We start from the raw sequence: 13,721 nt of genomic DNA, 5'->3' as shown, positions 1-13,721 counted from the left end.
ATCATAACAAGCACGATTCTTCACGGAATTTGATCGCTTCCGGAAATGTGATCGAAAAATGCTGTTGCGTGTGATCGTTTCCTGTGTGTATTTACGCAAGTTCATCACGGAATGCACGTGCAAAGTGATCAATTTGATCAATCGCGCGTCAAGATAAAAGCCGCCTGCTCCGGGAGGGGCCATGAGAGAGAATTTTGACTACATCGTCGTCGGTGGCGGCAGCGCGGGCTGCGTGACGGCGGCGCGCCTGGTGGCCGATTTCGGCGCGCGGGTGCTCCTGCTCGAAGCAGGCGGTCGCGACCGGCACCCGCTCATGAAGATGCCGGCAGCCTTCGTGAAGCTGCTCGAGGGCGGCCGTTATGTGACGCGTCATGAGACGACGGTGCAGGACCAGCTTGGCGGCCGCGTGCATGTCATTCCGCAGGCGAAGGTTTTGGGCGGCGGCAGCACGGTCAACGGCATGGTCTACATGCGCGGCCGTCCTTCCGACTATGACGAATGGGGCGCGGTGACCGGCAGCAACAGCGGCTGGAACTATTCCGAGATCCTCCCGCATTTCCGCAAGCAGGAGGACAACAACCGCTTCTTCAATGAGGCGCACGGGCATGGCGGTCCGCTGAAGGTATCGGATGTCCGGTACACCTGCGAGACGAGCCGGATCTTCGTGAAGAGCTTGCAGGCAATGGGGTTCCCGTACAACCCCGATTTCAACTCCGGCGAGCAGCGCGGCGTCGGCTGGATGCAGACGACGATCGGCGACGGCAAGCGCTCGAACGCCACCAAGGCTTTCCTGTCGGCGGTCGAGGGCGACAGCCGTCTCGTCGTGCGCACGAATGCCCGCGCCATGGGGCTGATCTTCGAAGGCAACCGCGCCGTCGGCATCGACTATGAGGGGCCGTCGGGCAGGGCAACCGCCTACGCCTCTACGGAAGTCATCCTGACGGCCGGTGCCTATGTGACGCCGAAGCTGCTCATGCTGTCCGGCATCGGCCCGGCCGAGCATCTCCGCCAGCATGGCATCGACGTGCGTGTGGATTCGCCGGGCGTCGGCAACAATCTGCAGGACCACCATGAAGTGCCGGTGATCTCGCAGGCATTGCCCGGCTACGGCTATCACCACGACGATACCGGCCTGAAGATGATCATGAACGGGCTGCAGTATCTCCTGTTCGGAACCGGCCCCGTCAATTCCATCGGCTGCGATGTCTGCGCCTATGTCGATCCCGAACGGGCACCGAATGATCAGGCCGGCCGCGAGCCGACGCTCCAGTTCTACTGCATTCCCGCGGTCTATCTCGATCGGGACGTGACGCCGCTGCCGGACGTGCCGGGCGTCACGCTGCATTCCTGCCTCGCGCGCCCGAAGGCTCGCGGCACCGTGCAGTTGCGCTCCGCCGATCCGAGGGCGCTGCCGCTGGTCAATCCGAACTATCTCGGACACCCCGAGGACATGCGGATCTCGATCGCCGGGCTGCGCTTCGCGCGCGAGGTGTTCAAGACCGCGCCGATGGCCGAGATCGCCACAAGGGAGCTTTTGCCGGGCCCGGACGTCATCAGCGACGAAGCGCTCGCCGCGCATTGCCGCCGGACCGTCAAGACCAACTACCACCCGGTCGGCACCTGCCGCATGGGCCGCGAGGACGATCCCATGGCCGTGCTGACGCCCGACCTCAAGGTCAAGGGCGTCGAGGGGCTGCGCGTTTTCGACGCCTCGTTTTTCCCGAATCTCGTCTGCGGCAACACCAACGCGCCGGTCATGGCGGCTGCCGACCGCGCCGTCGACATCATGATGGGGCGACCCTGAAGTCACCGTTCAACGTATCATCTGGGAGGATAGAGATGAAATCTGGACTGACACGTAAGCAATTCCTGCTGGGCGCCGTGGCGAGCGCCGGCATGGCCATCAGCGCGTCGCCCGCCCTGGCGGTGACGGACGCGGACTTCAAGTCGGCGAACATCGACTGGCAGCAGTTCAAGGGCGAGACCGTCAAGGTTCTGCTGACCCGCCATCCCTGGCAGGAGGCGATCGAGCCGCTCATTCCGCAGTTCGAGAGCCTGACCGGCATCAAGGTCGATCTGCGCAAGCTGCCGGAAAAGCAGTTTCTGACCAAGGTTCCCGCCGACCTGACCGCCGGCACGTTCAAGTTCGACGTCTTCATGACGCAGATCTATGAAGCCCCCAAATATGCGCAGGAGCATTGGGTCGCCGAGATCAAGCAGTACATGGACGATCCGAAGCTGACGGATGCGGCCTGGTACGACTGGAACGATTTCTTCCCCGGGGCGCAGCAGGCGGCCGTCATGGGCAACACGCCCTTCGCCAATTTGGCGGTGACGGCTGAATCGCAGCTCCTGATCTACCGCAAGGACGTGCTGTCCGAGCTCGGCATCCCCGTTCCCAAGACCTTCGACGAACTGCTCGCCGCGGCGAAGACCATTTCCGAGAGCGGCAAGATGAGCGGCATCACCGTTCGCGGTGGTCCGGCCCTCTGGTGGCCGCTCTACGGCGTGGTGAGCTCCTATGGCGGCGACTATCTGGACGCCGACCTGAAGGTCGCGCTCGACAAGCCGGAGACGGTGCAGGCGATCCAGATGTATGCGGATCTCGCCAAATACGCGCCGAAGGGCGTCACCAACTACGACTGGGACGAGATCAACACGGCGATGCTGTCGAGCCAGGCGGCGATGTTCATCGACGCATCGGTGATCTATCCGCGCCTCGTCGATCCCAAGCTCTCCACGATCGGCGACAAGATCGGCGTCGCGCCGTTCCCGGCCGGTCCGAAGGGCCCGCATTCGAACTCGCAGTACTGGACCATCTCGATGAGCAACGGCACGGCGAACAAGCCCGCTGCCTGGCTCTTCATGCAGTGGGCGACGTCAAAGCCGGTCCAGGCCGAGCTGGCGCGCGCCGGCGTGCTGGGTGCCCGCGCCTCGTCGTGGGATCAGCCGGAGCTGAAGGAAAAGTTCGGGCCTGAGTTCATCGACAGCGTCCAGACGACCCTGAAGACGGCCGTGCTGACCCGCGCCAATGTTTCGTTCCTGCAGCTCGTCGATGCGCTGCGCCAGGGTGTCCAGAAGACGATCCTGAACGAAACGACGGCCGACGCGGCCATGAAGGACGCCGCGGGCGTCTGGCGAAAGGCACTCAATCACTGAGTGGACGAAGCGACAGGTTGCCGGCGCCTCGCGCCGGCAACTGCTTCTCGTGAGGATCATCAATGCTACGGCAAAATACCTACTTCCCCCTGTTTCTGACCGCGCCGGTCGTCATCGCGCTGTTTGCGTTGCTGCTCTATCCGACCCTCTACACGTTCTACATCGCCTTCCATGCGCCCGATTCCGGTCAGGCCTTCTCCCTGAGCGCGACGATGTTCCTCGATCTGCTCCGGCAGGCGGATTTCTGGAACAATGTCGTCGTCACGCTGAAATTCACCGTCGCCTCCACCGTCGTCTCGTTCCTGTTCGGGCTGAGCATCGCCTATGCGATGGAGTTCGTGCGCGGCGGCAAGGACTTCTTCCTGTCGGTCTTCATCATTCCCTTGGCGATCATGCCGGCGGCCTCGGGTCTCATCTGGAGAACCATCGTCGAGCCGACCTCGGGCATCGCCAATCACCTGCTGAGCTTCATCGGCATCGGCGGTTTTTCGTGGGCGACCGACAGCAGTACGGCGCTGTTCACCGTCATCCTGGTGGATGTCTGGCAGTGGACGCCCTTCTGCTTCCTGATCCTGCATGCCGGCTTCCGCTCGCTGCCGCCGGACGTGCATGAGGCCGCGACGATCGACGGTGCGCGCCCGTTGCGCGAGCTCTGGGACATCAGCCTGCCGCTCCTGACCAACGTCCTCATCATCACGGCGATCTTCCGATTCATGGAAGCCTTCAAGGCGTTCGACACCACCTACATCATCACGCAGGGCGGCCCCGGCTCGTCGACCGAGACGCTCGTGCTGCGCGCCTATAAGGAAGCCTTTCAGTTCTACCGCCCGGCGATCACCAGCGTCATCGGCCTGTGGCTGCTGATCTCGACGGTTCTGTGCACGCGCTATGCCGGCGACCGCATTGCCAAGGGAGACACGGAATGACGCATTCACCGCTGGCCCGTCGTATCGCGATCGCCTGGCTTGTTTTCGCTGCGATCTTCTTCATGGCTCCGGTGCTCTGGATGGCGCTGCAGTCGTTCAAGAGCCCGCTCGATTTCAACGTCGTGCCGCCGAAGATCCTGTTCACGCCGACGCTGGACAATTATCGCGCCGTGCTGGGCAATCCCGCCTTCCTGTCGGCCTTCGTGGACAGCATCATCGTGACCGCGATCGGCGTCGGCCTCGGTCTGCTGCTCGGCGTTCCGTTCTCCTATGCGCTGACGCGGTTCGATTTCCGCGGCAAGAACGACATCGCGCACTTCATCCTCTCGACGAAGATGCTGCCGGCCGTCGTCATCATCGTGCCGCTGGCGCGCGTCTTCGACTATATCGGCCTGCTGGATACGCGCATCGCCCTCGGCATCGCCCACGTCCTGCTGGTGCTCGCGGTCGTCGTCTGGGTGCTGCGCACCTTTTTCCAGAAGATCCCGCAGGAAGTCGAGGAGGCGGGCATCATCGACGGCGCCAGCTGGTTCCGGATCATGATCGACATCGTCCTGCCGATGGCCCGTCCCGGCATCGTCACCGTCGCCGGACTGGCGTTCCTGTTCTCGTGGAACGATCTGTTCTTCGTGCTGACGCTGTCGAGCTTCAACGTCCAGACGCTGCCGGCATTCCTGACCACGGAATATACCGGCTACCTGGCGGTCAACTGGGGCGAGCTCTCCGCCGCCGCGCTCTTGAGCAGCCTGCCGGTCGTCGTCATCGTCGCCCTGCTGCGCCGCAATCTGGTGAGCGGTCTGGCGATGGGCGCGGTCAAATAGGATCGCGGTCCGCGATCCCCAGACCCTGAGCCTCCACGAAAGCCGTCGAACCCAGCAGCTGCGCCTGCCGGGTTCGGCGGTTTTTTGTTTCTGGAGCGGCCTTGGGCGCAACCCGGCACGGGAAGCCGGCGGTCATTGGACCAAAGCAGTCAATTTCCAATCGAAATGGTTGGAGCGCTTCGGCCCGTAGTTTTCTGCGCGGCCGTTCCTCGGACTTGCAGCTGGGGCAGGGCCCGAAATCGCGGCTTGAACGGCTGGCGGAACAATAGCTTAGTATAGCGGGCAGAACGGCGAGTCAGTCCGGGCGCGTTTGTGGGAAACGGGATGCATATCGAATTGTTGGACCCTCTCGACACCGTTCGGCTGGCCCTCGGCGGAGCATCCCGATGAGCCAGCGGCCCAGGGCGACGCTGCGCACGGTCGCGGAGCATCTCGGCATCTCCGTCACCACCGTCAGCCGCGCCCTCAAGGACGGGCCGGAGGTGAACGCCGAGACGATTGACCGCGTCAAGCGCGCGGCCGACAAGCTCGGCTACCGACCCAATACCGGCGGCGTGAACCTCCGCACCGGGCGCTCGCAATCGATCGCGATGGTGCTCTCCTTCGAGCGGCAGGACCAGCTCAACATCGTGACGGCGTCGCTGCTCGTCGGCGTCTCGACGGCGATGAAGGCGCATGGCTATCGCACCAGCATCGTCCCGCATCTGCAGCATGACGATCCGCTCGAGATCGTGCGCAACCTCGTCCGCGAGGGCTCGGTCGACGGGATCATCATCACCCACACGCGGCCGCAGGACGAGCGGGTGAAATACCTGCTCGAGGTCGGCATGCCGTTCGTGACCTTCGGGCGCACGGAGCTTCTGAGCGCCCATCCGCATGTCGATCTCGACCACGAACAGATCGGCGCCGATGCAGCGCGGCTACTGCTCGACAACGGGCATCCGGCGCCGCTGCTGTTCGCGCCGTCGAGCCAGTTCAGCTACAGCCTGCAGTTCGTGAAGGGCTGGACCAAGACGTTCAATGCCCGCAACCTTACCGTGCCGGACGAACTGATCCATTTCTCCGCCACGACGCCGCAGAGTGGTGTCGACATGGCGCGGGAGGTGCTGCTCCGGCATCCGGAGGCGACGGGAGCCTTCGTCGCCTCGGACGAGGCGGGGCTCGGCTTCATCACCGCGATGCACCAGGCGGGAAGGCGCATCGGCAAGGATTTCGGCGTCATCACCTATGGCGGCGCCAGGCTGCACGACTTCCTGAATCCGCCGACGAGCGCGTTCTACTACCCGCATGCCGGGATCGCCAACCTGCTCTCCGAGATGCTGGCGCGGGCCATCGACGGCGAGGACTATGCGGAGTTGTGCCGGGTGGTGCCGGCCGAATTCGTCGATCACGGCAGCCACATTCTCACGCCCTGACTCGCGTCTGAGATTTTTCCGTAACGTTTAGAATTGGTTCGGCCGCGCCGCGAGGGGAGGCGGCCGTTTGTCTCCTTTTTGCGATTGACAACGGTTCCAGAAGCCTTATTCGTAACGTTACGGATTGCGGCGGACGGAGGTCCAATGCGAGCCGGAGGGAGCGGCTTTGGGCCGGGTGCGGAGGATGGTCTTGAGGAGGACCGGGCGCACCGGCGGCCGGTGGTTCCGGTCTGGCGGCAAGCCGGGCCGCCGCCGGCGAGATCACGGACCAGCCGATATCCAATCCATCTGACTGCGACCCCGCGACAGGCTGGCCGGCCTGTTTCGGGAACGAGAAAATTCGGCCGTAGCGCGGGGCAACCCGTCGGCTTGAGAGGAGAAGCCCATGAACTACGCATTGAGCCAGTTGGCTCGCAAGGCGTCGTCGCTGCTGTTCGCGACGGCTATCAGCCTCGGCGCGACGGCGCTGGCTCGCGCCGATGTCACCCTGACGGCGATCTTCCCCTACACCAAGGTGGATCCGGACTACGCGCGCCTTCAGGAAACCTATGAGCGGTTCCACGCCGCCAATCCCGACATCACGATCAAGTTCGATTATCTCGACCACGACGCCTATCACAACAAGATGCAGGCGCTGGCGATCTCGGGCAATCTGCCCGACATCCTCACGCTCTGGCCCGGCAAGCGCACCGGCTACCTGACCGGTCGCGGCTATGCCAAGGATCTGCGCGAGCTGATCCAGCGCGATGGCGTCGACAAGATGCTGCGCCCGGTGTTCACCCAGGCACAGGCGGCGACCGGCGAGGTCTACGAGATCGGCGTTCCCTATGTGAACTTCACCAACGTCGTCTACGTGAACCGCAAGCTGCTCGACCAGATCGGCCTTCAGTATCCGAAGACGCTCGACGAATTCATGGGGCAGGCCAAGACCATCCGCGCCGCCGGATATCGTCCCGCCGTCTTCGGCGACCAGTCGAGCTGGGTGCTGCAGTCCTGCCTGCTGTCGGTAATGGTCGGCCGTCTCGGCACGCCGGAATGGTTCGCCAATGCGCTCACGGGCGCCGAGGGCGCCGGCTTCAAGGATGAGCCCTTCGTCGGCGCGCTGCAGAAGATCAAGCAGATGGTCGATGCCGGCCTGATCGATCCGAGCGAGCCGTCGACGACCCGCGAGCAGGCGCTCTCCGCCTTCGTCAGCGGCCGCAGCGTCTACTTCATCGGCGGTATCTGGGAAGTCGTGAACCTCACTTCCGCCCTGCCGGCCGAAATGAAGGATTTCGTCGAGATCCGTTCGCTTCCCGCCATCGAGGGCGCGGCGCTCGCCGGATCCGACTCCTCCTCGGGCCAGCCGGCGACCGGCTTCGGCATGTCGTCCAAGCTTGACGACGAGAAGACCGAGGCGGCCTGGAAGTGGATCAAGTTCAACCTCGATCCGTCCAACAAGGACATCGCGGTCAAGTACGGCCTGCTGCCGATCTACACCGAGGACGTCGGCATCGCCGACATGCTGACCGACCCGCTGGCGAAGAAGAGCTACGCCTTCTCGTCATCGATCGCGCATGTGCTGCCGGTCCTCGATGATCGCCTCGACGCCGAGGGCGTGATGCAGGTCGTCAACGCCGGACTGCAGGAGCTCGTGCTCGGCTCGGTGACGCCGGAAGATCTGGCCGCCAAGTACGAGGCCTGGGTCGCCGCCAACGACAGCAACCGCAAGGCCAAGTAGCCAGGCAGTCCCCCGGCAGAAGCGCGTGCCTCCCAAGCAGCCGCGCCAGCGTGCCGCCGCCGCCTCGTGAGCGGCGGCGGCACCCCCCAGAACAGACTTCCAACGACTTCGCCGGGAAGCGCCGGCAAGCGGGTCGCCAAGAGAGTCGGCAAGAGAGAGACGCACGTGGGTTCCGAAACGAGATCCGACCGCATCAGCTACGCGCTGCTAACCACACCGGCCCTTCTGATCTATGGGCTCGTGATCGTGGTTCCGGTTGTCTACAGCCTCGTGCTGAGCTTCACCGACTGGGCCGGCGTGGGCATTCCCAACTTCATCGGCTTCACCAACTACGTCGTGATGTTCTCGGATCCCATCTTCTGGTGGGGCCTGCGCAACAACGGACTGGTGGTGCTGGTCTCGCTGGTCGGCCAGATCCCGCTCGGCTTCTTCCTCGCCTATGTCATTCATCGGCGGCTGGTTCGCCACTCGGGCTTCTTCGAGGCGGTGATCTTCTTTCCGGCGCTGCTGAGCCCGGTCGTGGTGGCGCTGCTGTTCGGCGTGGTCTTCGCGCCCACCGGCCTCGTCTCGCAGATCATCGGCCGCGCCATCGGCGATCCGATGTTCTCGCTCACCATCTTCAACTCCAAGAACACCGCGATCCTGCCTTATCTGATCGTGCTGCTTTGGATGTACACGGGCATCTATTTCATCATCTTCCTCGCCAATCTGCAGAAGACGAGCCCGGAGATGCTGGAAGCCGCGGTGCTCGACGGCGCGAACGAGTGGAACATCCTGAAGTCCCTCATCCTTCCGCAGCAGATCCCGGTATTCCTGACCTCGGCGATCTATGCGGTGGCGGGCAGCCTCAAGAGCTTCGAGATACTCTGGATCATGACGAATGGTGGTCCGAGCTATTACAGCAACGTTCTCGGCCTATACATGATCCAGAACACCTTCTCCTTCTACAAATACGGCTTCGGCAGCGCCATTTCCGTGGTCCTGATCCTGCTCAGCGTCTTCCTGATCCTGATCCTGTCGGCGATCGCCGCACGCTTCACGCGCCGCTACGAGCAGGGAGCGCACTGACATGTCGACGTGGAAAGCCGGCCAGGCCCAGGTTCCGGTGCTGTTCAGGGTGGCGGCCTATGCCGTGCTCGCCTTCTTCACCGTGTTTACGCTGTTTCCGTTGATCTGGCTCACCTACACCTCGTTCAAGCCGGAGACGGAGATCGTCTCCAACATGGTGGCGTTTCCGGTCAACTGGACGCTGAACAACTATATCCAGGCCTGGGAGCTGGGCGAGTTCTCGCACCTCTTCGTCAACAGCCTGATCTTCTGCGTGACGACGACGATCATCGTGGTGCTGTTCTCGATCTCGGCGGCGTTCGCCTTTACCAAGATCCCGTCGCGGATGACCCCGATCTTGTTCTCCCTGATCATCATGGGACTGCTGGTCACGATCTCGTCCTCGATCGTGCCGCTGTTCATCGCCGGGAACTTCCTCGGGCTCACCAACACGCATCTCGGGATCATCATTCCCTATGTCGCGTTCAACATCTCCTTTGCCGTCTATCTCGCCGCGGCCTTCGTCCGCTCGATCCCGAACGAGGTGATCGAGGCCGCCAAGATCGATGGCGCGGGCTATCTGCGGATCTACGGGCTGATCGTGCTGCCGATGGCGCGGCCGATCATCACGACGATCGCCATCTTCACGTTCCACGCCTGCTGGGTGGAATATGTGCTGGTCTACATGATGTCCTCGGACGCGACGATCCGCACCGTGCAGGTGGGGCTGAGCCTGCTCAAGGGGCAGCTTTCCTTCAATTTCGGCTTTCTGTTCGCCGCAGTCGTGATCTCCAGCCTGCCGCTGCTGGTCCTCTACGTCCTGTTCAGAAAGCACCTTCAGGCCGGTTTCTCGATGGGCGCGGTCAAGGGCTGAGTTCCCTCGCGTCGTCACGGATCGTTTTTTCCAAGTGGGAGTAGCGAAAATTCTTAGCGTTGAAATCCTCGGGCCGCGCCAGGCGCAGGTCTCGGAGCGGCCGGATCCCCAGGCGTCCGGCGATATCGTCAAGGTCAAGGTGCTCGTCGCGCCGATGTGCACGGAGTGGCAGTCCTGGCGTTCGGGCAAGTGCTCGTGCGAGCTCGGCCACGAGGCGGTCGGCGTCGTCTGCGACGCCGCGCAGTCGAAGCGGCTGAAGGTCGGCGATCGCGTCATCGTCATGCCGCATGCCGGCTGCGGCGTCTGCCCGGCCTGCCGCTCCGGCGAGCACATCCACTGCACCGCGCAGCGCGATCTCAGGGCCGAGACGGGCTCTGCGAGCGGTATCGGCTGCTACGCCGAATATCTGCTGAAGCCCGACTACCTGCTGCAGCCGGTGCCGGACGACATCGAGACGGATTATGCCGCGATGGCGATCTGTGCGCTCGGGCCGAGCTTCACGGCCATGACGCGCATGCAGGTGACGGCCAAGGATACCGTGCTGATTTCGGGCTGCGGCGCGGTCGGGCTCGGCGCCATCATCAATGCGCGCACCATCGGCGCCCGCGTCATCGCGCTGGAACTGCATCCGTACCGGGCCGAGCTCGCCCGTACGCTCGGCGCGGAGCTGGTGATCGATCCGCGCGCGCCGGACCTGCTCGAGCAGGTGCGGGCCGCCACCGGCGGTTACGGCGTCGACGCGGCGCTCGATACCAGCAACAACGAGGCGGCGCCGCCGGTCGTGCTGGAGCTGGTGCGGGCGCGCGGCCGGCTTTCCTTCGTGACCTGGAGCGGATCGCTGCCGGTCAACCGCATCACCGGCAAGGGCATCGACATCTTCGGAAGCTGGCACTGGAACCACGACGTGTTCAGCGAGGAGGTGCTGCAGCGCGTGCGCGACGCCCGTCCGCTGCTCGACAAGCTGACCACGCATCGCTTCCCGCTGTCCGAGGTCGCGGCCGCCTTCGCCCTGCAGGAAACCGGCAATTGCGGCAAGGTGCTGCTCTATCCGGGCGAGGGCGTGCCGTCCTGACGGCGCCTGCACGACACACGAAGCCGCCGCGCGACGCGGCGGCTTCCCGCTTACGGATCAATCTGGGAGACTATCCATGACCTTCAGGCTCGGTGGCTATGGGATCGAGTACAAGGGCGACCCCGAGGCCTATGCGCGCGCGCATACGGAATTCGGCTACAACGCCGCCTACATGCCCAACATCCGGATCGAGAACCGCGAGGAGATCGCCGCGATCGTGAAGGCGATGGCCGCGGCCGATCTGGTCATCGCCGAGGGCGGCGCCTGGAAGAACCTCATCGCCCATGACGAGGCGACGCGGAAGGCCAATCTCGAATATGCCGTGCACCAGCTGGCGCTGGCGGACGAGCTCGGTGCAGGCGCGATCGTCGCCTATCACGGCACTGTCGGCCATGCCGGCGACCCCTGGCAGCTCAGCGACAACTATGACTACGGTCCGCATCCGGACAACCAGAGCGAGGCTGGCTTCCAGCGCGCCGTCGATACCGCGCGCTACGTCATCGACACGGTGAAGCCCAAGCGCGCCAAGTTCTCGCTGGAGATGGTGCCGTGGCTGGTGACCGATACGCCGGAAAACTATCTGAAGCTGCTCAAGGCGATCGACCGGCCTGAGTTCGGCGCCCATATCGACGCCGCCAACATGATCATTACGCCGCGGCTCTACTTCAACACCGGCAAGATGATCCGCGATGCCTTCGCGCTGCTCGGCCCGTGGATTGTCTCCTGCCACGCCAAGGATCTGGTGATGAAGGGTGGCCCGGGGACGATCTCGTTCCACCTCGACGAAGTGGTGCCGGGCGAGGGCAATCTCGACTACACCGCCTATGTCACCGAGATCGCCAAGCTCGGCCGCGACGTTCCGCTGATGCTGGAGCACTTCGATGTGCCCGGCTATCGCCGCGGCCTCGCTCATATCAAGAAGATCGCCGGAGCGGCTGGCGTCCTCTAGCCCCCGGTCGAGACGGCGGGGCGGCCTTGCCGCCGCCCCGCCAGGCTCGCGAAATCAGCGGATCGCCGGCTTCAAGAGGTCGTCGAGACCGATGCGCCGGAACATCTCGGCGCGGACGCGGTCGGCGACGCCGTTGACGATTTCGGCGCCGTCCTTGGACGGGTCGACATGAACCCGGAACGGCCGCTTGCCGAACGGCATGCCGACGATATCGACGATCGCGACGGCCACCTCGCCGGCATCGGCATCGGCGGGCTCCAGCGACGCGAGCCCCTGCAGCGCCTGTTCCGAAACACCCTTGTAGGGACCGTCCGTATATTCGGCGGCGCGGGCCGCATCCGCCGGCGAGCCGGAATGGGCGAAGTGATTGGTGCCCTTGGTGAAGGCGCCCGGCACGACGATCGCGGTCTCGATGCCCCAGCGCGCGAGCTCGGAAGCGTAGGAAACCGCGAGCGAGTCCATCGCCGCCTTGGCGGCGAAGTAGGGCGACAGGAAGGGCGGCGTCCCGCCGCGCGCGCTCGACGACGACACCCAGACGACCAAGCCCTTGCCTGCCTTGCGCATCGCGGGCAGGGCGGCGCGATTGACCCGCTGGGTCGAGAGCACGTTGATGTCGTAGAGCGCGGCGAACTGCTCCGGCGTGAACGCCTCGGCCGGGCCGAACGACATGTGGCCGGCATTGTGGATGACGACGTCGAGCCGTCCGGCTTCGGCAAGGATGCTGGCGATGCCGGCCTCGACCGAGGCATCGCTCGCAACGTCGAGCTCGACGGTGCGCAGGTCGACGCCGTTCTCCTTCGCGAAGGCGGCGGCGTCGGCCACCGCTCTGGCGTTGCGGGTCTGCGTATCGCGGATGCCGGCGTAGACGATGTGTCCGGCTTTGGCGAGCGCGCGGGCGGTGAGTGCGCCGAAGCCGCTCGACGCGCCGGTGATGACGATGACTTGCTGGTTCATGGTCGTATTGCCTTCGAGATCCTGTTTGGGGAGCGGGCGTCAGACGACGCCGCCATTGGCGCGCAGCGTCTGGCCGTTGATCCAGGCGCCGTCCGGGCCGGCGAGGAAGGCGACGACGGCGGCGATGTCCTCCGGCGTGCCGAGGCGCTCCAGCGGGTTCATCTTCGCCATGCGCTCGACCAGCTCGGGCGTCTTGCCGTTGAGGAAGAGGTCGGTGCCGGTGGGGCCGGGCGCCACGGCGTTGACGGTGATGTCGCGGCCGCGCATCTCCTTGGCCATGATCGCCGTCAGCGTTTCGACGGCTGCCTTGGTGGCGGCATAGACGCCGTAGGTCTCCAGCTTGAGCCCGACGACGGTGGTGGAGAAGTTGATCACCCGGCCGCCCTGGCGCAGCCGCTTCGCCGCCTCGCGCAGCGTGTTGAAGGTGCCCTTGAGGTTGACGTTGATCTGGCGGTCGAAATTGTCGTCGTCGGCGCTGGCGAGCGGGGCCAGCATCATGATGCCGGCATTGTTCACCAGCACGTCGACGCCGCCGTAAGCGGCTTCGGCGGAATCGAACATGCGGCGCACGGCGGCGGCATCGCTGACGTCGGCCTGCGCGGTGACGGCTTTGCCACCGGCCTGCTCGATCTTGCGGACGACCTCTTCGGCGGCGGCCGCGTTGCCGGCATAGTTGACGACGACGGTGAAGCCGTCCTGGCCAAGCCGTTCGGCGATCGCAGCGCCAATGCCGCGGGATGCGCCGGTGACGATGGCGATCTTGTTGGTGGTCATTCTGTCTCTC

At 64.5% G+C, this 13,721-nt stretch carries 12 protein-coding genes; 10 read left to right on the top strand and 2 right to left on the bottom strand.

What is annotated here, in order from left to right; translation table 11 throughout:
- Nucleotides 1–181 precede the first annotated feature (181 nt).
- From AC6HZP_RS14835 to AC6HZP_RS14790, 10 genes are all read left to right on the top strand, one after another.
- On the top strand, nucleotides 182–1,804 hold the full coding sequence (locus AC6HZP_RS14835) for a GMC family oxidoreductase (protein ID WP_497523487.1): 1,623 nt from the start codon (nucleotides 182–184) through the stop codon (nucleotides 1,802–1,804).
- Between the two features lie 35 nt (nucleotides 1,805–1,839).
- Entirely contained in the window at nucleotides 1,840–3,159 is a 1,320-nt protein-coding gene (locus tag AC6HZP_RS14830; protein WP_497523486.1) for an ABC transporter substrate-binding protein, read from the top strand.
- Nucleotides 3,160–3,221: 62 nt separating this feature from the next.
- The gene (locus tag AC6HZP_RS14825) at nucleotides 3,222–4,085 is read left to right on the top strand and encodes a carbohydrate ABC transporter permease (protein WP_497523485.1); all 864 of its coding nucleotides are present in this window, start codon (nucleotides 3,222–3,224) and stop codon (nucleotides 4,083–4,085) included.
- A complete protein-coding gene (locus tag AC6HZP_RS14820) occupies nucleotides 4,082–4,906 on the top strand; it encodes a carbohydrate ABC transporter permease (protein WP_497523484.1) in 825 nt (274 codons plus the stop codon). Before AC6HZP_RS14825 ends, AC6HZP_RS14820 begins: the two co-directional genes overlap by 4 nt.
- 386 nt (nucleotides 4,907–5,292) lie before the next feature.
- Nucleotides 5,293–6,321 (top strand): substrate-binding domain-containing protein, encoded by a 1,029-nt coding sequence (locus AC6HZP_RS14815; protein ID WP_497523483.1) that lies wholly within the window; start codon nucleotides 5,293–5,295, stop codon nucleotides 6,319–6,321.
- A 385-nt stretch (nucleotides 6,322–6,706) separates the two neighbouring features.
- A complete protein-coding gene (locus tag AC6HZP_RS14810; protein ID WP_497523482.1) occupies nucleotides 6,707–8,041 on the top strand; it encodes an extracellular solute-binding protein in 1,335 nt (444 codons plus the stop codon).
- Between the two features lie 165 nt (nucleotides 8,042–8,206).
- Nucleotides 8,207–9,109, top strand: a complete 903-nt coding sequence (locus AC6HZP_RS14805) for a carbohydrate ABC transporter permease (RefSeq protein ID WP_497523481.1) — start codon at nucleotides 8,207–8,209, stop codon at nucleotides 9,107–9,109.
- A gap of 1 nt (nucleotide 9,110) precedes the next feature.
- Nucleotides 9,111–9,962: a carbohydrate ABC transporter permease gene (locus AC6HZP_RS14800; RefSeq protein ID WP_497523480.1), complete on the top strand. Its 852-nt coding sequence runs from the start codon at nucleotides 9,111–9,113 to the stop codon at nucleotides 9,960–9,962.
- Nucleotides 9,963–9,996: 34 nt separating this feature from the next.
- Nucleotides 9,997–11,034, top strand: coding sequence for a zinc-dependent alcohol dehydrogenase (locus AC6HZP_RS14795; protein ID WP_497523479.1), 1,038 nt, complete (start codon nucleotides 9,997–9,999; stop codon nucleotides 11,032–11,034).
- A 76-nt stretch (nucleotides 11,035–11,110) separates the two neighbouring features.
- Nucleotides 11,111–11,983, top strand: a complete 873-nt coding sequence (locus AC6HZP_RS14790) for a sugar phosphate isomerase/epimerase family protein (protein WP_497523478.1) — start codon at nucleotides 11,111–11,113, stop codon at nucleotides 11,981–11,983.
- Between the two features lie 54 nt (nucleotides 11,984–12,037).
- On the opposite strand, the gene AC6HZP_RS14785 is transcribed toward AC6HZP_RS14790, so the two are convergent.
- Together AC6HZP_RS14785 and AC6HZP_RS14780 are read right to left on the bottom strand one after the other, a co-directional pair.
- Nucleotides 12,038–12,937, bottom strand: coding sequence for an SDR family oxidoreductase (locus tag AC6HZP_RS14785; protein WP_497523477.1), 900 nt, complete (start codon nucleotides 12,935–12,937; stop codon nucleotides 12,038–12,040).
- Nucleotides 12,938–12,976: 39 nt separating this feature from the next.
- Nucleotides 12,977–13,711, bottom strand: a complete 735-nt coding sequence (locus AC6HZP_RS14780; protein ID WP_497523476.1) for an SDR family oxidoreductase — start codon at nucleotides 13,709–13,711, stop codon at nucleotides 12,977–12,979.
- Between the last annotated feature and the right edge of the window lie 10 nt (nucleotides 13,712–13,721).

The organism is Kaistia sp. SLG-1 (genome assembly GCF_059699055.1).
The sequence above is the reverse complement of the archived record's forward strand: the minus strand, read 5'-3'. Positions and strand labels throughout refer to the sequence as shown.